Origin of the sequence: Hydrogenophaga sp., assembly GCF_018780075.1 — a bacterium.
Lineage (GTDB): Bacteria > Pseudomonadota > Gammaproteobacteria > Burkholderiales > Burkholderiaceae_C > Hydrogenophaga.
Window position 1 is genome coordinate 19,236 of record NZ_JADMKB010000155.1, and the last position, 19,227, is coordinate 38,462.

General features: G+C 64.5%; 22 protein-coding genes and 1 pseudogene. 16 read left to right on the top strand and 7 right to left on the bottom strand.

The genetic code is table 11. The features are described 5' to 3' along the window. Positions 1–10 precede the first annotated feature (10 nt). From bamB to IV088_RS23780, 12 genes are all read left to right on the top strand, one after another. Positions 11–1,102 carry an outer membrane protein assembly factor BamB gene (gene bamB, locus IV088_RS23725; protein ID WP_291106874.1) on the top strand — a complete coding sequence of 364 codons (1,092 nt, stop codon included), beginning with the start codon at positions 11–13 and terminating at the stop codon, positions 1,100–1,102. A 52-nt stretch (positions 1,103–1,154) separates the two neighbouring features. Next, the gene (gene der / locus IV088_RS23730) at positions 1,155–2,495 is read left to right on the top strand and encodes a ribosome biogenesis GTPase Der (RefSeq protein ID WP_291106876.1); all 1,341 of its coding nucleotides are present in this window, start codon (positions 1,155–1,157) and stop codon (positions 2,493–2,495) included. Between the two features lie 61 nt (positions 2,496–2,556). Beyond that, positions 2,557–2,826, top strand: coding sequence for an RNA chaperone Hfq (gene hfq, locus IV088_RS23735; protein WP_077330557.1), 270 nt, complete (start codon positions 2,557–2,559; stop codon positions 2,824–2,826). A gap of 69 nt (positions 2,827–2,895) precedes the next feature. Beyond that, the gene (hflX, locus tag IV088_RS23740) at positions 2,896–4,098 is read left to right on the top strand and encodes a GTPase HflX (protein ID WP_291106878.1); all 1,203 of its coding nucleotides are present in this window, start codon (positions 2,896–2,898) and stop codon (positions 4,096–4,098) included. Between the two features lie 110 nt (positions 4,099–4,208). After that, a complete protein-coding gene (hflK, locus tag IV088_RS23745) occupies positions 4,209–5,513 on the top strand; it encodes an FtsH protease activity modulator HflK (protein WP_291106909.1) in 1,305 nt (434 codons plus the stop codon). 26 nt (positions 5,514–5,539) lie between these two features. Next, positions 5,540–6,424 (top strand): protease modulator HflC, encoded by an 885-nt coding sequence (hflC, locus tag IV088_RS23750; RefSeq protein WP_077330554.1) that lies wholly within the window; start codon positions 5,540–5,542, stop codon positions 6,422–6,424. Further along, positions 6,425–6,619, top strand: a complete 195-nt coding sequence (locus tag IV088_RS23755; protein ID WP_291106880.1) for a DUF2065 domain-containing protein — start codon at positions 6,425–6,427, stop codon at positions 6,617–6,619. It abuts the gene before it with no gap. A gap of 68 nt (positions 6,620–6,687) precedes the next feature. Continuing rightward, entirely contained in the window at positions 6,688–7,860 is a 1,173-nt protein-coding gene (locus tag IV088_RS23760; protein WP_291106882.1) for an ATP phosphoribosyltransferase regulatory subunit, read from the top strand. Positions 7,861–7,873: 13 nt separating this feature from the next. After that, complete coding sequence (locus IV088_RS23765; protein WP_291106884.1) at positions 7,874–9,259, top strand: adenylosuccinate synthase; 1,386 nt, start codon at positions 7,874–7,876, stop codon at positions 9,257–9,259. 53 nt (positions 9,260–9,312) lie between these two features. After that, entirely contained in the window at positions 9,313–9,837 is a 525-nt protein-coding gene (locus IV088_RS23770) for a phosphoribosyltransferase (RefSeq protein WP_236965603.1), read from the top strand. Continuing rightward, positions 9,834–11,024, top strand: coding sequence for a PLP-dependent transferase (locus tag IV088_RS23775; protein ID WP_291106886.1), 1,191 nt, complete (start codon positions 9,834–9,836; stop codon positions 11,022–11,024). Before IV088_RS23770 ends, IV088_RS23775 begins: the two co-directional genes overlap by 4 nt. A gap of 31 nt (positions 11,025–11,055) precedes the next feature. Continuing rightward, positions 11,056–11,241 carry a hypothetical protein gene (locus IV088_RS23780; RefSeq protein WP_291106888.1) on the top strand — a complete coding sequence of 62 codons (186 nt, stop codon included), beginning with the start codon at positions 11,056–11,058 and terminating at the stop codon, positions 11,239–11,241. 99 nt (positions 11,242–11,340) lie between these two features. On the opposite strand, the gene mnmH is transcribed toward IV088_RS23780, so the two are convergent. Then, positions 11,341–12,402, bottom strand: a complete 1,062-nt coding sequence (gene mnmH, locus IV088_RS23785; RefSeq protein WP_291106890.1) for a tRNA 2-selenouridine(34) synthase MnmH — start codon at positions 12,400–12,402, stop codon at positions 11,341–11,343. A gap of 6 nt (positions 12,403–12,408) precedes the next feature. Further along, the gene (locus IV088_RS23790; protein WP_291106891.1) at positions 12,409–13,068 is read right to left on the bottom strand and encodes an arylesterase; all 660 of its coding nucleotides are present in this window, start codon (positions 13,066–13,068) and stop codon (positions 12,409–12,411) included. On the opposite strand from IV088_RS23790, the gene IV088_RS23795 reads away from it, so the two are divergent. From IV088_RS23795 to IV088_RS23810, 4 genes are all read left to right on the top strand, one after another. After that, the gene (locus tag IV088_RS23795; RefSeq protein ID WP_291106893.1) at positions 13,067–13,768 is read left to right on the top strand and encodes an ABC transporter ATP-binding protein; all 702 of its coding nucleotides are present in this window, start codon (positions 13,067–13,069) and stop codon (positions 13,766–13,768) included. The genes IV088_RS23790 and IV088_RS23795 overlap by 2 nt on opposite strands. Positions 13,769–13,847: 79 nt before the next feature. After that, on the top strand, positions 13,848–14,591 hold the full coding sequence (gene rlmB / locus IV088_RS23800; RefSeq protein WP_291106895.1) for a 23S rRNA (guanosine(2251)-2'-O)-methyltransferase RlmB: 744 nt from the start codon (positions 13,848–13,850) through the stop codon (positions 14,589–14,591). A gap of 34 nt (positions 14,592–14,625) precedes the next feature. Beyond that, positions 14,626–14,967: a hypothetical protein gene (locus IV088_RS23805; protein ID WP_291106897.1), complete on the top strand. Its 342-nt coding sequence runs from the start codon at positions 14,626–14,628 to the stop codon at positions 14,965–14,967. 41 nt (positions 14,968–15,008) lie between these two features. Then, positions 15,009–16,247: a Yip1 family protein gene (locus IV088_RS23810; RefSeq protein ID WP_291106898.1), complete on the top strand. Its 1,239-nt coding sequence runs from the start codon at positions 15,009–15,011 to the stop codon at positions 16,245–16,247. A gap of 4 nt (positions 16,248–16,251) precedes the next feature. On the opposite strand, the gene IV088_RS23815 is transcribed toward IV088_RS23810, so the two are convergent. From IV088_RS23815 to IV088_RS23835, 5 genes and pseudogenes are all read right to left on the bottom strand, one after another. Then, positions 16,252–16,848 carry a chromate transporter gene (locus IV088_RS23815; protein WP_291106900.1) on the bottom strand — a complete coding sequence of 199 codons (597 nt, stop codon included), beginning with the start codon at positions 16,846–16,848 and terminating at the stop codon, positions 16,252–16,254. Further along, a complete protein-coding gene (locus IV088_RS23820; RefSeq protein ID WP_291106902.1) occupies positions 16,845–17,462 on the bottom strand; it encodes a chromate transporter in 618 nt (205 codons plus the stop codon). The genes IV088_RS23815 and IV088_RS23820 overlap by 4 nt, the downstream gene beginning before the upstream one ends. A 70-nt stretch (positions 17,463–17,532) precedes the next feature. Beyond that, positions 17,533–18,006, bottom strand: a pseudogene (locus IV088_RS23825) (GNAT family N-acetyltransferase); the annotation flags it as partial. Positions 18,007–18,180: 174 nt separating this feature from the next. Further along, complete coding sequence (gene fabG, locus IV088_RS23830; RefSeq protein WP_291106904.1) at positions 18,181–18,924, bottom strand: 3-oxoacyl-ACP reductase FabG; 744 nt, start codon at positions 18,922–18,924, stop codon at positions 18,181–18,183. 90 nt (positions 18,925–19,014) lie between these two features. Continuing rightward, positions 19,015–19,227 (bottom strand): hypothetical protein (locus IV088_RS23835; protein WP_291106906.1); only part of this gene is annotated, 213 nt, incomplete at its 5' end.

Sequence of the window (19,227 nt, forward strand, 5' to 3'; positions counted from 1 at the left end):
TGTGGTGGCCATGGCGGCCGCGATGGTGCTGGCGGCGTGTTCGTCCGGTCCCGTCAAGATGAAGCCGGCCGAGCTCGCCCCTGTGGCCAACCGCGCGAGCGCGCAACTGATCTGGTCCACCCAGATGGGCCTCTCTTCGCCGTCGATGGCACCGTTGGCGCACCAGGGGCGGGTGTACCTCACGGGTTCCAAGGGAACCGTGGCCGCGGTGGATGCGACGTCCGGGCGCGATGTCTGGCGCTTGAACCTGGGCACATCGCTGTCCACGGGGGCGGGTTCTGATGGTCAGACAACGGCTGTGGTGACCCAGGGCAACCAGTTGATTGCCATGGCCGATGGCCGTGAAAGCTGGCGGGTGCAGCTTTCCGCTGCTTCGTTCACGGCGCCGCTCGTGGCCGGACGCCGTGTGTTTGTGTTGGCGGCCGACCGCAGTGTCATCGCTTTCGACGCCCAGAACGGCGCTCGTCTGTGGACCCAAGCCCGTCCTGGCGAACCGTTGGTGTTGCGCCAGTCGGGTGTGCTGTTGGCCGTGGGTGACACCTTGGTGGCGGGGTTGTCGGGCCGCCTCGTCGGCCTGAACCCTCTGAACGGCACGCTCCGTTGGGAGGCCTCGATCGCGAATTCACGCGGCACCAATGAGGTGGAGCGCTTGGTGGATCTGGTGGGCTCCGTGAGCCGGATCGGCAACTCGGTGTGTGCCCGCTCTTTCAATTCAGCGGTGGGATGTGTGGACACCGACACCGGCCGCTTGCTATGGAGCAAGCCCGCACAAGGGGTGACAGGCGTGCATGGTGACGAACAGTACGTTTTTGGCAGTGAAACCGATGGTCGCCTGATGGCTTGGCAACGAGCCAAAGGGGATCGTGCCTGGGAGGTTGATCGCCTGAAATTCCGCGAACTGACGGCCCCGCTGGCATTGGGTCGCCTACTTGTCGTGGGCGATGGCACCGGGCTGGTGCACCTCTTGTCGCGTGAAGACGGCAGTGAGTTGACCCGTCTCACCACCGATGGCTCACCCATCCTGGCCGCGCCCGTGCTGTCGGGCCCCGCGTTGGTGGTGCAGACGCTCAACGGCGGCGTCTATGCCTGGCGCTCGCAGTGATATTTGCTGAAGAACACAGGCTTTCTGCCTTCCTGAACGAAAGTCTATTTCCGTGAAACCCGTTATTGCCCTGGTGGGGCGGCCCAATGTGGGCAAGTCCACCCTGTTCAATCGACTCACCAGCACCCGCGACGCGATCGTGGCGGATTTCGCAGGGCTGACCCGTGATCGCCACTACGGCAACGGTCATGTGGGCAAGCAAGAGTTCATCGTCATCGACACCGGTGGGTTCGAGCCCACCGCCGAGTCCGGCATCTACAAGGAAATGGCCAAACAGACCCGTCAGGCCGTGGCCGAGTCGGACGTGGTGATCTTTGTGGTGGACGCCCGCGCAGGCATCAGCGCGCAGGACCACGACATTGCCAAGTACCTGCGCCGGTTGGGTAAACCCACGGTGCTGGTGGCCAACAAGGCCGAGGGCATGACGCAAGGCCTCCAGCTTGTGGAGTTTTTTGAACTCGGTCTGGGCGAGGTGCTTCCGGTGTCCAGTGCGCACGGGCAGGGCGTGCGCTCCATGCTGGAGGCGGCACTTGAAGCCATTCCCGGCTTGGCCGATGAGGACGAAGAAGCCGAGGAAGAGGACGCCAGTGTCATCCGCCTCGCGGTGGCGGGGCGGCCGAATGCGGGCAAGTCCACACTGATCAACGTGTGGCTGGGAGAGGAGCGTTTGGTGGCGTTCGACATGCCAGGCACCACCCGCGACGCGATCTCGGTGCCGTTCGAAAAAGACGGCCAGAAGTTTGAGCTGATCGATACCGCTGGTTTGCGCCGCAAGGGCAAGGTGTTTGAGGCGATTGAGAAGTTTTCGGTGGTCAAGACGCTTCAGGCCATCGAGAGCGCTCACGTTGTCCTGTTGCTGCTGGATGCCACCCAGGGTGTGACGGATCAGGATGCACACATCGCGGGCTTCATTCTGGAGAGTGGGCGCGCCGTGGTGCTGGCGATCAACAAGTGGGATGCCGTGGACGCCTACCAGCGCGAACAGATCGAGCGCCAGATCGAAACCCGACTGGCGTTCCTGAAGTTTGCCTCGCTGCACCTGATTTCGGCGAAGAAACGTCAGGGGCTGGGTCCGGTGTGGAAGTCGATCATCCAGGCGCGTGCGTCGGCCATGCGCAAGATGTCCACGCCGGTGCTGACGCGCCTGCTGATGGAGGCCGTGGCTTTCCAGGCGCCGACCCGGGGCGGCATGTTCCGTCCCAAGATGCGGTACGCCCACCAGGGTGGCATGAACCCACCCGTGATCGTGATCCACGGCAACTCGCTTCAGCACGTGCCGGATGCGTACAAGCGTTTCCTCGAAGGGCGCTTCCGCAAGGCCTTTGATCTGGTGGGCACGCCGCTTCGCATCGAGTTCAAGACCGCGGACAACCCCTTCAAGGATGCGGATTGAGCTGTGCCAACCCCTGTCGACCGGCAGGCGTGTGGTATGGTTCACGTCCTATCAACTTCTTTTGAACACGGAGCATATCGTGAGCAATAACAAAGGCCAGCTCTTGCAAGATCCTTTCCTGAACCAGCTTCGCCGGGAACATGTGCCCGTGTCGATCTACCTGGTCAACGGCATCAAATTGCAGGGTCAGATTGAATCGTTTGACCAGTACGTCGTGCTGCTGCGCAACACCGTCACGCAAATGGTTTACAAGCACGCCATCTCCACCATCGTGCCGGGTCGTCCGGTGCAGTTCACTGCCGTTGGTCCGGACGAAGCCGCGGCCTCTTGATCGGGGCGTCGCACCTGAAGGGCGGGTGCCTCATGGCCCTTGCCCTCCAATCTATCGGGCGGATCTGAATTGAATCCCTCCGCATCCATATCATCTTCCACCCCATCGGTGATTCTGGTGGGCGTGGATCTGGGCGGTCCCCATTTTGACCGTGCTCTTGAAGAGCTGGGTTTGCTTGCGCAAACGGCTGGCTTCAAGGTCGCGGAGCGCGTGACCTGCAAGCGCCGAGCGCCCGATCCCGCATTGTTTGTCGGTTCTGGAAAAGCGGAAGAAATCAGGATGTTGGCCCAGTCCACGGGCGCCAGCGAAGTTCTGTTCGACCAGGCGCTCAGCCCGGCGCAGCAGCGCAACCTGGAGCGGGAGCTTGGGTTGCCTGTCAACGACAGGACCTTGCTGATTCTTCAGATATTTGCCCAGCGTGCCCGCAGCCATGAGGGCAAATTGCAAGTGGAACTGGCCCGGTTGCAGTATTTGTCGACGCGACTGGTGCGCCGCTGGACGCACCTGGAGCGTCAGAGCGGTGGCATCGGCATGCGCGGTGGTCCGGGCGAAACGCAGATCGAACTGGATCGGCGCATGATCAATGACGCAGTCAAGCGAACCAAAGAGCGGCTGGAAAAGGTCAAGAAGCAGCGCGCGACCCAAAGGCGGCAGCGGGAGCGCCGTGAGTCGTTCACGATTTCACTGGTGGGCTACACCAATGCCGGCAAGTCGTCCATCTTCAATGCGTTGGTGAAGGCTCGGGCCTACGCGGCCGATCAGTTGTTCGCCACGCTGGACACCACGACGCGTCAGCTGTACCTCGGTGAAGCGGGTCGATCGGTTTCGCTGTCCGACACCGTGGGTTTTATCCGCGACCTGCCGCACGGCTTGGTGGATGCTTTTGCGGCCACGTTGCAGGAAGCGGCCGATGCCGATCTGCTGCTGCACGTCGTGGATGCTTCCAATCCGGCTCATCTTGAGCAGATTGCCTCAGTGATGGGGGTTCTCAAGGACATTGGTGCCGATCAGGTTCCGCAGATTCTGGTGTTCAACAAACTTGACGCCATGGATCCCGCCAGCCTGCCTTTGGCGTTGAGCGACTCGATGGAACTCGATGGGCACAGTGTGCCTCGTATCTTCGTGAGCGCTTTGAATGGAGCCGGCCTGCCGGACTTGCGCACGTTGTTGTCTTCGGTCGTTCTGGCGGAAAGGCCGGTCGATGCCCTTCCGGATGACGAGCGTGACTTGACCGGTGAGCAGGACCTGCTCCCTGGAATGGGCACAATGTGATGGTTTTGATTCGAAAGAAGAGTTGGCAATCCATGGATCTGAAACTGGAATCCCCGCCTGGTGGCTCGCACGGCAACAAATCGTCAGGCTGGCTCCGGCGTTTGCTGGGCATGTTCAATCTGAATGACCCACGTTGGGGCCGTGGCGACGAGCCTGCGCGTGGAGAAAACGAGCCCAAGGGCGGGGCTGAGCCTGGGCGCGACGAGGAGCCTCGTCAGCCGCCGCGCGGGCAACGCCCGCCTCAGGGTCCCAACCAAGGCCCCCCCGATCTGGATGAACTCTGGCGCGACTTCAACCGCAAGCTCGGAGGTTTGCTGGGTGGCAAGGGGGGTGGATCGGGCAGGGGCGGCAATGGTGGTGGTACGCCCGGTTTCAACCCCAGCCCTAAGTCTGCAGGCATCGGTGCGGGATTGATCGCCGTTGTGGCATTGCTGATCTGGCTGGGCACCGGCTTTTTCATCGTGCAGGAAGGCCAGCAGGCCGTGATCACGCGTTTCGGCAAGTTCAGCAGCACGGCTGGCGCCGGCTTTCGCTGGCGTTTGCCGTACCCGATCGAGCGTCACGAAACCATCTTCGTCACCCAGCTCCGCTCGGTCGATGTGGGGCGTGACGCCATCGTGCCCGCGACCGGTCTTCGCGAGTCGTCGATGCTGACGGCCGACGAGAACATTGTCGACATCAAGTTCGTGGTCCAGTTCCGTCTCAATGATGCTCGGGCCTACCTTTTCGAGAGCCGCGATCCGGATGCGGCCGTTCTCAAGGCCGCTGAGACCGCCGTTCGTGAAGTGGTCGGCAAGATGAAGATGGACGCTGCCCTGGTGGAGGAGCGGGATCAGATCGCGCCACGTGTGCGGGCGCTGATGCAGACCATCCTGGACCGTTACAAGGTCGGGGTCGTGGTCGAAGGTATCAACCTGACCCATGTGCGTCCGCCTGAACAAGTTCAGGCCGCTTTCGACGACGTTCTCAAAGCGAGTCAGGAGCGCGACCGAGCCAAGAACGAAGCGCAGGCCTATGCCAACGACGTGGTGCCGCGTGCTCGTGGTGCCGCATCGCGCCTGAGCGCAGAGGCCGAGGGCTACCGCGCCCGCATCGTCGGGCAGGCCGATGGTGATGCCCAACGTTTCCGTTCGGTGCTCGTCGAGTACCAGAAGGCGCCGCAGGTGACGCGGGATCGCATGTACACCGATTCGATGGCTCAGGTGTATTCGAACGTGACCAAGGTCATGGTCGATACCAAGGCGGGCTCCAACCTGCTGTACCTGCCTCTCGACAAGATCATGCAGATGACCGCACAAGGTGGGGCGGCCGCAGCGCCCGTGGGTGCCGCGCCGACCAGCAGTGCGCCATCACCTGTGGCACCGACCACCAGCTCGACCAACAATGCCCGCTCGCGCGAGCGTGAGAGCCGCTGAAGCGCGGCCCACGGAGAGACCGACACATGAACAAGCTTGGCTTCATTGCCACCTCCATCCTGGTGGCCCTGGCGTTCCTGAGCGCCACGTTTTTTGTCGTGGACCAGCGCCAGTTCGGCGTGGTGTTCCAGCTCGGCGAAATCAAGAAGGTCGTGACCGAACCTGGTCTGGGCTGGAAGATCCCGCTGGTCCAGAACGTGTCGTACATCGACAAGCGCCTGCTCACGCTGGAAAGCAGCGACACCGAACCCACCTTGACGGCGGAGAAGCAGCGCGTCGTGATCGACTGGTATGTGCGCTGGCGCATCAGTGAGCCGCAGCAGTACATTCGCAACGTGGGTTTGAACGAGAGCGCTGGCGCCCTGCAGCTCAATCGCGTGGTTCGCAACTCCTTTCAGCAGGAAGTGAACAAGCGCACGCTCAATGAGTTGCTGTCCACCCGTCGCGAACAGCTGATGGAAGACGTGAAGCGCGAGGTGTTGTTGGCGGTCAAGGGCGCTGAACAGCCTTGGGGCATGGACGTGGTCGATGTGCGCATCACGCGCGTGGACTACGCCGAGAGCATCACCGCGTCGGTTTATCAGCGCATGGAAACCGAGCGCAAGCGCGTGGCGAACGAACTGCGGTCCACGGGTTTCGCCGAGGGCGAAAAGATCCGTGCCGATGCCGATCGCCAACGTGAAGTGATTCTGGCCGAGGCCTACAAACAGGCGCAGACCATCAAGGGCGAGGCCGATGCCAAGGCCGCGGGTCTTTATGGCGAGGCTTTTGGTCGCGATCCAGCGTTTGCACAGTTCTACCGCAGCCTGGAGGCCTACAAGGCCAGCTTCGCGGGAAAGTCCGATGTGATGGTCATCGATCCATCGTCTGATTTCTTCAAGGCCATGCGCAGCAGCAACGTCGCTCGCTGAGTGGACACGTCGCTCGCCGATGTGTTCTGGCCAGCGCTCGCGCTGGTCTTGGTGTTTGAAGGCTTGATGCCTTTTCTCGCGCCAGACGCCTGGCGCCGCATGTTCAGCGAGATGCTGAAGCTGAACGATGGCCAGGTTCGTTTCTTCGGGCTCATCTGCCTGCTCGCCGGCGCGCTGCTCTGGTGGGTGGCCTGAGTGCTGTCCGCCGGGGCGGTCCTGCCGTCCCGGTAAAATCACGTTTTTAACAGCCCCCCACAATGCCCATGTCTGCCTGGGTCCTCCCGGATCACATTGCCGATGTCTTGCCTTCCGAGGCCCGTCACATCGAAGAACTTCGCCGGGGCTTGCTGGACACAGCCCGAGGCTACGGCTATGAGCTGGTCATGCCGCCGCTGGTTGAGCACCTGGAGTCGCTCCTCACCGGCACCGGCGAAGCGCTGGACCTCATGACCTTCAAACTGGTGGATCAGCTCTCGGGTCGCACGCTCGGTCTGCGTGCCGACAGCACGCCACAAGTCGCCCGCATCGATGCCCATCTGCTCAACCGACAGGGTGTGGCCCGCCTGAGCTACTGCGGCCCGGTGGTGCACACCCGCATTGACCGTCCGCTCGCGAGCCGCGAGCCGTTGCAGTTCGGCGCCGAGATCTATGGCCATGCCGGACTGGAGGCCGATCTGGAGGTGGTCGAGCTGGCGCGCGCCTGCTTGCGCCATGCCGGGGTGCACACCCTCTTGCTGGACCTGGCTGATGTGCGCGTGATCGACGCCGTGCTGGCCTCTGTGCAACTGGATGCAGAGCACACACGCCAGATCCATGCTGCGCTGGCGGGCAAGGACGCGGCTGCGTTGCAGGCCTTGTCTCAGCATTTGCCCGAGCGCGTGCGCAGCGATCTGTGTGCGTTGCCCGGGCTGTTTGGTGGAATCGAGGTGCTGACGGAGGCCCGCACCCAGCTGGCCCCCTCGGTGGCGTTGCACACCGCGCTGGACGATCTGGTCTGGCTGGCCAGCCAGGCGCAAGGGCAGGGCATGAACGTGTCGATCGACCTGGCGGACCTGCGGGGATATGCCTACTACACCGGCATGCGTTTCGCGGTGTTTGCCCATGACACGCAAGGGGCGGCAACCGAATTGGCCCGTGGTGGGCGGTACGACGAAGTGGGCGCGGTGTTTGGGCGCAAGCGCCCCGCCGTGGGATTCAGCCTGGACGTCAAGGAACTGGTGTCGGCCGTGGCCCCGCGCCCCTTGGTCGCGGCCATCCGTGCGCCCTGGGGCATGGCGCCTGGACTGCGTCGGTCGGTGGCTGCCTTGCGCGCCGATGGCCACACCGTGGTCTGCGTGTTGCCTGGCCACGAACACGAAGTCAACGAATTCCACTGCGACCGCGAACTGGTGGCCGATCCGGCCCATGCGGATGCCTGGACTGTGAAATCTCTTTAAACGGAAACAAGCAATGAGCAAGAACAGCATCGCCACCCCGGGGCGCAACGTGGTGGTCGTGGGCACGCAATGGGGCGACGAAGGCAAGGGCAAACTGGTGGACTGGCTCACCGAGTCCGCACAAGGCGTGGTTCGCTTTCAAGGTGGCCACAATGCCGGCCACACCCTGGTGATCAACGGCGTGAAGACGGCGTTGCACCTGATTCCCAGCGGCATCATGCGCGCCGGTGTGAAGTGTTATGTCGGCAACGGCGTGGTGCTCTCCGTGGGCAAGCTGTTTGAGGAAATCGCCGGGTTGGAGAAAGCCGGTGTGGAAGTGCGTTCGCGCCTGCGCGTGTCCGAAGCCTGTCCGCTGATCCTGCCGTTCCATGCCGCCATCGACATCGCGCGCGAGGCCGCCAAGGTCAAGGCAGGCACCGAAAAAATCGGCACCACCGGCCGCGGCATCGGACCAGCCTACGAAGACAAGATCGCCCGCCGCGCCCTGCGCGTGCAGGACCTGAAGTACCCAGAGCGCTTTGCCGCCAAGTTGCGCGAGTTGCTGGCGCTGCACAACCACGTGCTCACAACGTGGCTGCATTCGGCCGACATGGCCTGGGACGAGAAGCTGGCGCTGTACATGAAGGACGGCGAAATCCAGTTCGATCCGGTCTACAACGAGGCGATGGCGCAAGCCGAACTGCTCAAGCCCATGATCGCCGACGTGTCGCGCGAACTGAACGACGCCAACCAGGCAGGCGCCAATCTGCTGTTCGAAGGCGCTCAGGGCACGTTGCTCGACATCGACCACGGCACCTACCCCTTCGTCACCTCCAGCAACTGTGTCGCCGGCAACGCGGCCGCAGGCTCGGGTGTGGGTCCCGGCATGCTGCACTACGTGCTCGGCATCACCAAAGCGTATTGCACCCGCGTGGGCGGTGGGCCGTTCCCGACCGAACTCGAGTGGGAGAAGGAAGGCACGCCCGGCTGGCACATGGCGACGGTTGGCGCCGAGAAGGGGGTGACCACCGGCCGCAGCCGCCGTTGTGGCTGGTTTGACGCCGCGTTGCTCAAGCGCTCGGCCCAGGTTAATGGCCTGTCAGGTCTGTGCATCACCAAACTGGACGTGCTCGACGGCTTGAGCGAGCTCAAGCTGTGCACAGGCTACGAGCTCGATGGTGAGATCATCGACATCCTGCCCATGGGCGCGGAAGACATTGCGCGCTGCACGCCGGTGTACGAGACCTTGCCGGGCTGGAGCGAAACCTCGGTCGGCGCGACACGCTACGAGCAGCTCCCGCTGAACGCACAGCGTTACCTGACGCGCATCCAGGAAACCACCGGCGTACCGATTCACGTGGTATCCACCAGCCCGGACCGCGATCACACGATTTTGCTGAAGCACCCGTTCCAGGCCTGAGCCTCACTTTGGTGCAGAATGACCCCGACATCCCGATCCCACCCGGAGCCCGCATGCTGACCGAAGACGGTAAACACCTCTACGTTTCCTACGACGAGTACCACAACCTCATCGAGAAGCTGGCGCTCAAGGTGCACCAGTCGGGCTGGCAGTTCGACACCATCCTGTGCCTCGCGCGCGGCGGCATGCGGCCCGGCGATGTGCTGTCGCGCATCTTCGACGTGCCGCTGGCCATCATGTCCACCAGCTCCTACCGGGCCGCCGCCGGCACCCAGCAGGGCAACCTGGACATCGCGCGCTACATCACCACCCCCAAAGGCGAGATCGCCGGCAAGGTGCTGCTGGTGGACGACCTGGCCGACTCCGGTCACACGCTCAACGCCGTGATTGGCCTGCTCAAGAACAACTACGCCCCCATCACCGAGTTGCGCAGTGCCGTGATTTGGACCAAACAGCTCTCCACTTTCACGCCAGACTATTCGGTGGAATTCCTGCCCACCAATCCCTGGATCCATCAGCCCTTCGAGGGCTATGACAGCATGCGTCCTGAGCAACTGCTGGAGAAGTGGAAGCTGTGAGCGAACTCCCCACCCGAATCATTCACCACCCCTATCGCCCGCCGGAGGGCTTTGAAGCCGTCGCGCCCGGCGTGCACAAGGCGTCCACCGTCATCTTCCCGAATGTGCATGCCCTGCGAACGCAGGAGTGGGCTGACAAAAGCGGCTACACCTACGGCCTGCATTGCACGCCCACGACCTTCATTCTGGAGGAGCGCATCGCCACCGTTGAAGGTGGTTCGCATTGCGTGCTGGTTCCCAGCGGGCTCTCGGCCGTGTCGTTGGTGGACATGGCGTTCCTCAGGCAGGGCGATGAACTGCTGATCCCCGACAACGCCTATGGCCCCAACAAGGCCTTCGCCAGCGTCGAGCTGGCCGCCTGGGGCATCACACACCGGTACTACGACGCGCAGGACCCGGCCGACCTGGCCGCCAAGATCGGCCCGGCCACGCGGCTGGTGTGGCTCGAAGCACCGGGCTCCATCACGCTGGAGTTTCCCGACCTGCCGGCGCTGGTGGCGGTCGTGACTCAGGCCAACGCCCACCGGTCCAGCGAGCGACCCATCCTGACGGCCCTTGACAACACCTGGGGTGCGGGCATTGCCTTCAACGCGTTCGAGCTGGGTGCCGACATCTCCATGCAGGCGCTCACCAAATACCCCAGCGGTGGCGCCGATGTGTTGATGGGCTCGGTCGTCACACGCAACCACACGTTGCACCACCAGTTGCTCATGACGCGCATGCGCCTGGGCCTGGGGGTGAGTGGCAACGACACCGAGCTGGTGTTGCGTGGCCTGAACACCATGGCGCTGCGCTACGCTGCGCAAGATGCCACCACGCGCGAACTCGCGGCCTGGATGCAGGAGCAGCCCGGCGTGGTGAAGGTGCTGCACCCGGCTTTGCCCGGATCGCCGGGACATGACACTTGGCAACGTGACGCCAAAGCCGCCGCTTGCCTCTTCAGTGCCGTTTTCGACGAGCGTTTTGAGCAAGCACAGATCGACGGTTTCTGCGATCAGCTGAAGCTGTTCAAGCTCGGCTGGAGCTGGGCTGGCCCCATCAGCCTGTGCGCTCCCTACAAAATTTCCTCCATCCGCACCCAGGGGTGGCCGCACAAAGGCGGCCTGGTGCGCTTCGCGATCGGGCTGGAAGCCGTCGAAGACCTGCGCGCCGATCTGGCCCAGGCGCTCGCCGCGCTGAACGCCTGACCTCCCTTCCTGAACCACCTGAAAGACAGACTTGGCCACTCCCAACTACGGATACGAAAAACGCCAGCGCGAACTTGCCAAGAAAAAGAAGAAGGAAGAGAAGCTGCGCGCCAAAGCCGCCGGCAAGCCGCACGACGACGCGGGCGAGGGCAACGACGCCGAAAGCCCCTCGGACGCGCCAGCGCCCGAAGGCAACGAGCCAGGCACCACGGCCTGACCCTTCGCGGTAAGCAGGCGCACCCCAAGGCAACCCGATCGGTCCCGTCGGCTTGAGATCATCCGATCAAAAGCTGCGCGGTCGATTGAAGAGGCTTGATCAGGAAGGTGACGCGATCAAGCGGGCGGCTGCATCGCTGAGCGCATCGCCCGAGCGGTTGCTCAGCTCGCAGCGCAGCGCCTGTGGGTGGCACTTGAAATTGCGCGCGATCGACGCCGCGTACATCGGGTCGTAGTGCTGCGTCAGCAGCTCCAGCACCACCTCCGGTGTCTGCCCCCCACGGACTTTTTCGGTCCAGGCCTCGACCACCGCCTTGCCGCGCAGCTCGGTGAGTGCTTCCAGCCGCTGGCAGAAGTGCTCGCTGTCTTTCACAAAGAAATCGTAGTCCTCCAGCAGCAGCGCCACGCGCTCTTCATCTGACAGAACGAGGTCGATGCAAGGGCTTCCGCGCATGGCGTCGATCAGTGCGTCGGGCACGCGCACGTTGCCGACCTTCTTGCTTTCGCTCTCCACGAACACCGGCCGCGCCGCATCGAACCCGCGCAGCGCGTCCCAGATCAGGCTGTCGAAACGCTTCTGACTGGGCTGGGGCACTCCGGGGATGTGGCCCAGCACCGAACTGCGGTGGTTGGCCAGGGCTTCAAGGTCGAGCACCTGCGCGCCTTGCGCCCTGAGCGCTTGCAACAGGCGCGTCTTGCCGCTGCCTGTGGGGCCGCAGACCACACGGTAGTGCAGGCTCCGCGCCCGCACAGGAATGTCTTCCACAAGGGCTGCGCGCCAGGCCTTGTAGCCGCCCTCGATCAAGGTCACCTGAAAGCCGATGGCGCCGAGGATGGTGGCGAGCGCGCCGCTGCGGTTGCCACCGCGCCAGCAGTAGACCAGCGGTTTCCAGGTGCGGGATTTGTCGATCACTTCGCGCTCGATGTGGGCCGCGATGTTGCGCGCCGAGAGTGCGGCGCCGCGCTTCTTGGCCTCGAAGGCATTGACCTGCTTGTACATGGTGCCGATGGCGATGCGCTCGGCGTTGTTCAGCGTGGGCCAGTTGACGGCGCCGGGCACGTGGTCGAGCGCGTGCTCGTCTTCGGTGCGGGCGTCGATGAGGGTGTCAAATTCGCCCAGCTTTCGGATGGCATCGGCGGCGGGCAGGGTGTGAACGGGCATGCCCGATTATCGTTTCTGCAGCATGGGTGCCAGCACCGCCCAGACATTGTTGGCCAGCGTGGGCTGGGCCGCCTCGTTGGGGTGGATGCGGTCTTCCTGAAACAGCAGGGTCGGGTCGGCCAGATCGGCCACGCCCTTGAGCAGGAATGGCACCAGTGCCGCCTTCTCGGCACTGGCGACGGCCTTGAACACGTCGCGGAAATCCTGCGTGTACTTGCCTCCGTAGTTGGGCGGTACCTGCATGCCGACGATCACCACGCGCGCACCCGCTTCGCGCGATAGGCGTGCCATGGCGGTGAGGTTGTCTCTCGTCATGGTCAATGGCAGCCCGCGCAGCGCGTCGTTGGCACCGAGCTCCAGGATCACGATGGCCGGCTTGTGCAGCTTGAGCAGCGCGGGCAGGCGGGAGCGTCCACCCGAGGTGGTGTCGGCGCTGATGCCTGCGTTGACCATGTGGGCTGGGATGCGTTCTTTCACCAGTCGCTGCTGCAGGACCTGGACCCAGCCGCTGCCGCGCTTGAGCCCGTACTCGGCGCTCAGGGAGTCGCCCACCACCAGCACCGCCGCGGACTTGTTTGCCGTCTGGGCGCTGGCCAATGACCCCGTCGAGGCGAGCAGGGAGAGCAGGGCGTTAAAGTGACGACGTTTCAACTGAAAGCCTTTCATGGCGAAAACGATGCCGGATGACATGATTGTGGTGAAGCACGTGTTCAAGTCGGTCACCGACTCCACGGGCACGCTGACCATTTTGCGCGATATCGACTTTTCGCTGCGCCGTGGGGAGACCGCCGCCATCGTCGGCGCCTCTGGTTCGGGTAAAAGCACCTTGCTGTCCATCATTGCTGGCCTGGACACGCCCAGCAACGGCACCGTGCTCATCGACGGGGTCGACCTGTTTGCACGCAACGAAGACCAGCGCGCCGCCTTGCGCGCCGAGAAGCTGGGTTTTGTTTTCCAGAGCTTCCAGTTGCTGGGCAACCTGAGTGCGCTGGAGAACGTGATGCTGCCGCTGGAGTTGGTGGGCCGGCGCGACGCCCGCACGGCCGCCACCGCGATGTTGCAGCGCGTGGGCCTGGGTGAGCGTCTGGGGCACTACCCCAAGGTGCTGTCCGGTGGCGAACAACAGCGTGTGGCGCTGGCGCGGGCCTTTGTGGTGAAGCCGGCCGTGCTGCTGGCCGACGAACCCACGGGCAGCCTGGACTTCGCGACCGGCGAGAAGGTGATGGAGCTGATGTTCGAACTCAACCGCGAGCAGGGCACGACGCTGGTGCTCGTGACGCACGACCGGGGGATCGCGCAGCGCTGCGAGCGCAGGATCGTGATCGAGGCTGGACAAGCTTCCGAGGCTGCACAAATGCCAGCCTGAGGCGCAGCCAATCCCCTGGCCTGGAGTTAGCCGATGTCGGGGGCGGCGATTCAGGTCGATGCGCAGGGATAATCGCCGCATGTCTTCCCCCAAAGTGCTTTTCGGCTTTCACGCCGTGGGCGTGCGCCTGAAAACCGCGCCCCAATCCGTTGTCGAGGTTTACTTCGAGTCCACGCGCCGCGACGCGCGCATGCGCCAGTTCCTGGAGCGCGCCAAAGAGTCGGGCGTGCGGCTGATCGAGGCCGACAGCCTGCGCATCGCCAAGCTCGCGGGCAGCCACGGCCATCAGGGCGTGGCCGCGCGGGTGCAGGAACTGCCGCAGGTGCACTCGCTGGACGAGTTGCTGGAAGGCCTGGAGGCCGAGGGCAGGGCGCCGTTGCTGCTGGTGCTCGATGGCATCACCGACCCGCACAACCTGGGTGCCTGCCTGCGCGTGGCCGATGGTGCCGGGGCCCACGCGGTGATCGCGCCCAAGGACCACGCGGCCGGCATCAACGCCACCGTGGCCAAGGTGGCGAGTGGCGCGGCCGAGACCATGCCCTATTTCATGGTGACCAACCTGGCCCGCACGCTGGGTGAACTGAAGGAGCGCAACATCTGGGTCATCGGCACCAGCGACGATGCGCCCAAGACGCTGTACCAGGTGGACCTCAAGGTGCCGGTGGCGCTGGTGCTGGGCGCCGAGGGCGACGGCATGCGCCAGCTCACGCGCAAAACCTGCGACGAGCTGGTGAGCATCCCGATGGCGGGGGCGGTGGAGAGCCTCAACGTCTCGGTGGCCAGCGGCGTGTGCCTGTACGAGGCCTTGCGCCAGCGCAGCTGAGCCGCTTCTTTTTCAATCAGGGTGCAGGATCTTCATGAAAACATCTTTGGCCCATGTGACCGTCGCCGTGGCGTTGGCCCTGCTGGCCGGCTGCACCCAGGAGCAGCAGAACCAGCTGAGCCGCGACATCCAGAACTGGACCGGCACCAACGGCGTGCTGGAGGTGTATGCCGGTGACAAGGTGGCGCGCCGCTTCCTCAAAATCGACAAGATCAGCACCGCGCTCGGCACCGACGACGGCAAGCCGCGCGCCTACCGCTACGGCTACGGTGTGCTCGATGAAAACCTGAACATGGCCGTGGACGCTGGCGAGAAGAAGGTGTATTTCGAGATCAGCGATTACACCAACGCCGTGTTCTTTGAAAACCCGCGTTGAAGCCAATTCTGTTGTCCAAGCCAACCCTTCAGGAGTGAACCGTGAACCTCGTTGACCGCGTGCAAGCCATCCTGCTCAAACCCAAAGACACCTGGCCGGTGATCGCGGGAGAGGGGGGCGATGTTCCTTCGATCTACAAAAACTACCTCGTCTACCTCGCGGCCATCCCGGCCATTGCCACTTTCATCGGGTTCAGCCTGGTCGGCGCGGGCGCTTTCGGCGTCAGCTTCCGCGTGCCCATCGTTTCCGGTCTGGTGAACATGGTGGTGGGTTTCGTGCTCTCGCTGGCCATGATCTATGTGCTGTCGCTGATCGCCAATGCGCTGGCGCCCACGTTCAAGGGCGAGAAAAACCAGCTCAATGCGTTCAAGCTCGTGGCCTACGGTTCGACCGCCGGGCTGGTGGGGGGCGTGTTCAACCTGCTGCCTTCGTTGTCCATGCTGGGCGTGCTCGCCGCGCTGTATTCCATCTACCTGCTCTACACCGGCATCCCGGTGCTGATGAAAGCGCCCGAAGACAAGGCGCTGGGCTACACGGCGGTGCTCATCGTCTGCGGCATCGTGGCCAGCATGATCGTCGGCGCGGTCAGCGCCTTGTTCACCTCCGGCCCGCACATGATGATGGGCGGTGGTATGTCCTCGTCCGACAACGTGAGCATCAAGGTGCCCGGCTCCGAGATCACCCTCGACACCGCCAAGATCGAGGCCATGGGCAAACAGGTTGAAGCGGCGAGCAAGAAGATGGAAGAGGCGCAGGCCAAGGGCGACTCGGCCGCGGCGGGCAAGGCCATGAGTGAAATGATGGGCGCGGCCCTGGGTGGCGGGCAGGGCGGCAAGCCGTTTGCACCCGACACGCTGCAGGGCTTCGTGCCGGCCAAGCTGGGCGCGATGGAGCGCACGGCGATCGAGGCGCGTTCGGACAACGCCATGGGCATGACCTTCTCCAGCGTTACATCCGAGTTCCGCAACGACGCGGGCCGGGTCGAGGTGAAGGTGCAGGACATCGGCGCCATGCCCGCGCTGGCCATGGCCATGGGCGCCTGGGCGCAGAGCACCGTCAACCGCGAGACGCAGGACGAGGTCGAGAAGGTCTACCAGCGCGACGGCGCCTCGATCAAGGAGGAATACCGCAAGGACGGCAGCCGTGCCGAGATGTCCATGATGCTGGGCAACGGCGTGATGGTCGAGGTGACCGGCGACAACGTGAACATGGACGGTGTGCGCGCCGCCATGGCCGCGCTGGACGTCAAGGGCCTGGCCGGGCTGAAGCGGCAACCGTGAGCGATCAGACCCAGCCCATGGCGCCGACCACGGCGCCTGCGCCGATCATCCACAGCAAGTGAAGTTTTGTGCGCCACACCAGCAGCGTGGCGCAGGCGGTCAGGAGCCACAGCGGCCAGTCGCGCGCCGCGTCGTTGTGCGCGGCGCTCAGCAGCCAGCCGGTGGCGATCAGCAACGCGATCACGATGGGCGCCATGCCGGTCTTGAAGGCGCGCACCGCGCGCAGCTCGCGGTTGCGGTGACCCCATTGCGTGGCCGTGTAGGTGAGCACGGAGGACGGCAGCATGATCGCCACCAGCGTCACCAGCACCCCCAGCAGGGCCAGCGCCCAGGCCACCCAGCCGGCCGACGGTCCACCGCCCGCGTTCAGCCCGAGGTTCCAGCCCAGCAGGGCGACGAACAGCACGTTGGGTCCCGGCGCGGCTTGCGACAGCGCGATGGACGAGCTGAACTGTGCGTCGCTCAGCCAGCCCTGTTCGCCCACGAGGTAGCGGTGCATGTCGGGCGCGGTGGTGATGGCGCCGCCCACCGCCAGCAGCGAGAGCGACGCGAAGTGCATGAACAGGTCGGTCCAGTTCGCCAGTGTGGGGGCCATGCTCATGCCTGACCCTCTCGGCCCCGCTGGCCGAGCACCCGGTAGGCCCACAGGCACGCCCCGCCGCCCACCACCAGCAGCACCCAGGCCAGTGGCCAGCGCATCAGGGCGATGGCCGCGAAGGTGAGGGCGGCCAGGCCGATGCAGACCCACAGTCCCATGGCGTTCTTCTCGAGCGCGGCGATCAGCTTGATGCCGGTGGCGGTGATCAGGCCCGCTGCCACCGCGCCCATGCCGCGCAACGCGCCCTGTGCGGCGGCGGTGTCGGCCACGCTTCCGTACAGGGCCGCGAGCAGCAGCACGAGCACCAGTGGCGCGGCCAGCATGCCGGAGAGCGCGGCCAGGGCGCCGGGCAGACCGAAGTAGCGCCCACCGATCATCAGCGAGAGGTTGACCACGTTGGGGCCGGGCATGATCTGCGCCACCGCCCAGTCCTCGATGAACTGCTCGCGCGTCATCCAGCGTTTTTTCTCCACCAGCTCGCGTTGCACCACGGCGAGCACGCCGCCAAAGCCTTGCAGGGCCAGCCAGGTGAAGGAGAGGAACAGGTCGGTTTTGGAGCGGGGGCGGTGGGCTGCGGCCTCGGAAGGCGCGGGTGCCGGGGCGGCGGGTTCGGTCATGGAAAGGATTATCGGAGGGCCGCGGGAACCCTGTGGCGTGTGGGGTGGGTGCGGCGTCGACCGCAGGGTCTCAGAGCCCGAGTTCCCAGTGTTCGCCCACCAGGTCCACACCGTAGCTGTGGTGGGCTTCGCTGCGCACCAGTTGGAAGCCGCGCCTGGCGTAGATCGCTCGCGCTGCGTCGAGGTTGCGGTTGGTCCAGAGCAGCAGGCTGCGGTAGCCCTTGCCGCGGGCAAAGGCAATGCATTCGTCGGTGAGGCGGCCACCCAGGCCCAGGCCGCGCGAGGCGGGTGTGAGGATCAACAGCCGCAGCTGCGCTTCGGTGTCGCTCTTGCGCACCACAAAGGCCGAGCCCACGCGCTCGCCATGGAGCGTGGCGATCCAGCCGCGCTCCATGGCGGGGTCGTGGCGCTTCATCATGTCGGCCACGATGCCGGCGACCAGGGCTTCGAACTCGCTGTTCCAGCCGTATTCACGGGCGTAAACCTCGCCGTGCTGCTGGATGACCCAGCCCATGTCGCCGGGCTGCGGGGCGCGCAGGGCGACGCCGGGAGGCAAAAGGGTTGTCATTTCAGTTCCCATTTCAGTTCCTCAAGGCGGAGCGCGACCCGCATCGAATGCCACAGTCCAACCCAGAGGCACCGTCGGGCCGGCTTCGCCGGACGGCCCGTGCAGCCCCCCTGGAGGGGGGGACGCGAAGCGGCGCGGGGGGTATTCCATCTACACACTCATGCCGCCCGACACCTCGATCACAGCGCCGTTGATGTAACTCGCCTCGTCGCTCGCCAGGAATGCGTAGACGTTGGCGATCTCTTCCGGCTGGCCCAGGCGGCGCAGTGGCACGCGGTGTTCCATTTCTTCGATCACCTTGCCCGGGATGGTGCTCAGGATCGGGGTGCTGATGAAGCCGGGCGCGACCGCGTTGACGCGCACGCCCTTGGGGCCGAGCTCGCGGCTCCAGGTCTTGGTGAAACCGATCACGCCGAACTTGCTGGCCGCGTAGTTGGTCTGGCCGAAGTTGCCGTAGATGCCCACAACGCTGGAGGCGTTGAGGATCACGCCGCTGCCCTGTGCGGTCATGGTGTCGGCCACGGCCTGGGCGCAATGGAACACGCCGCGCAGGTTGACGTCGATCACCTTGTCGAACTGCTCCAGCGTCATCTTCTGCAGGCGAGCGTCCTGCGTGATGCCGGCGTTGTTGACCAGCACGTCGATGCGGCCGAAGCGCTCTATTACCTGCGCGACCACGGCGTCGACCATGTCGCGTTGGGTCACGTCCATCACGAAGCCGACCGCGGTGGCCCCTTCGGCCTGGCACTGCTTCACCGCCTCGTCCACCGCCGCCTGCTTCACGTCGCAGACGATGACGGTGGCGCCTTCGCGCGCGAACTTGAGCGCGGTGGCCAGGCCGATGCCCTGCGCGGCGCCGGTGATGAGGCTGATCTTGCCTTCGAGTCGTTTCATGGTGAAGCAGTGTGGTGGGTCGAAAAAAAGCCGACGGCTGAGGCGTCCGCCGGCTGCTGGGAAAAGTGTAGCTGGGCCGAAGGGTGTCGTTCAGTACACGGGCTGGTGCTGGCGCAGGGCGGCCTTGACCGTGTCGCTCAACACGAAGCCGCTGCCGTGCTTGGCGGCGAGTTGTGCGCAGCGCCGCTCGAAAGCGTCCACGCCCATGCCGTAGATGAACTGCAGCGCGCCACCGGTCCAGGCCGGGAAGCCGATGCCGAAGATCGAGCCGATGTTGCCGTCGTGCACGCTGGTGAGCACGCC

What these genes read in the sequence shown, in the direction of transcription:
- bamB (WP_291106874.1), top strand. Translation starts at nt 11, where the DNA reads ATGGCGGCCGCGATGGTGCTGGCGGCGTGTTCGTCCGGTCCCGTCAAG.
- hflK (WP_291106909.1), top strand. Translation starts at nt 4,209, where the DNA reads ATGTTCAATCTGAATGACCCACGTTGGGGCCGTGGCGACGAGCCTGCG.
- hflC (WP_077330554.1), top strand. Translation starts at nt 5,540, where the DNA reads ATGAACAAGCTTGGCTTCATTGCCACCTCCATCCTGGTGGCCCTGGCG.
- IV088_RS23760 (WP_291106882.1), top strand. Translation starts at nt 6,688, where the DNA reads ATGTCTGCCTGGGTCCTCCCGGATCACATTGCCGATGTCTTGCCTTCC.
- IV088_RS23765 (WP_291106884.1), top strand. Translation starts at nt 7,874, where the DNA reads ATGAGCAAGAACAGCATCGCCACCCCGGGGCGCAACGTGGTGGTCGTG.
- IV088_RS23770 (WP_236965603.1), top strand. Translation starts at nt 9,313, where the DNA reads ATGCTGACCGAAGACGGTAAACACCTCTACGTTTCCTACGACGAGTAC.
- mnmH (WP_291106890.1), bottom strand. Translation starts at nt 12,402, where the DNA reads ATGCCCGTTCACACCCTGCCCGCCGCCGATGCCATCCGAAAGCTGGGC.
- IV088_RS23795 (WP_291106893.1), top strand. Translation starts at nt 13,067, where the DNA reads ATGGCGAAAACGATGCCGGATGACATGATTGTGGTGAAGCACGTGTTC.
- IV088_RS23790 (WP_291106891.1), bottom strand. Translation starts at nt 13,068, where the DNA reads ATGAAAGGCTTTCAGTTGAAACGTCGTCACTTTAACGCCCTGCTCTCC.
- rlmB (WP_291106895.1), top strand. Translation starts at nt 13,848, where the DNA reads ATGTCTTCCCCCAAAGTGCTTTTCGGCTTTCACGCCGTGGGCGTGCGC.
- IV088_RS23805 (WP_291106897.1), top strand. Translation starts at nt 14,626, where the DNA reads ATGAAAACATCTTTGGCCCATGTGACCGTCGCCGTGGCGTTGGCCCTG.
- IV088_RS23815 (WP_291106900.1), bottom strand. Translation starts at nt 16,848, where the DNA reads ATGAGCATGGCCCCCACACTGGCGAACTGGACCGACCTGTTCATGCAC.
- IV088_RS23820 (WP_291106902.1), bottom strand. Translation starts at nt 17,462, where the DNA reads ATGACCGAACCCGCCGCCCCGGCACCCGCGCCTTCCGAGGCCGCAGCC.
- fabG (WP_291106904.1), bottom strand. Translation starts at nt 18,924, where the DNA reads ATGAAACGACTCGAAGGCAAGATCAGCCTCATCACCGGCGCCGCGCAG.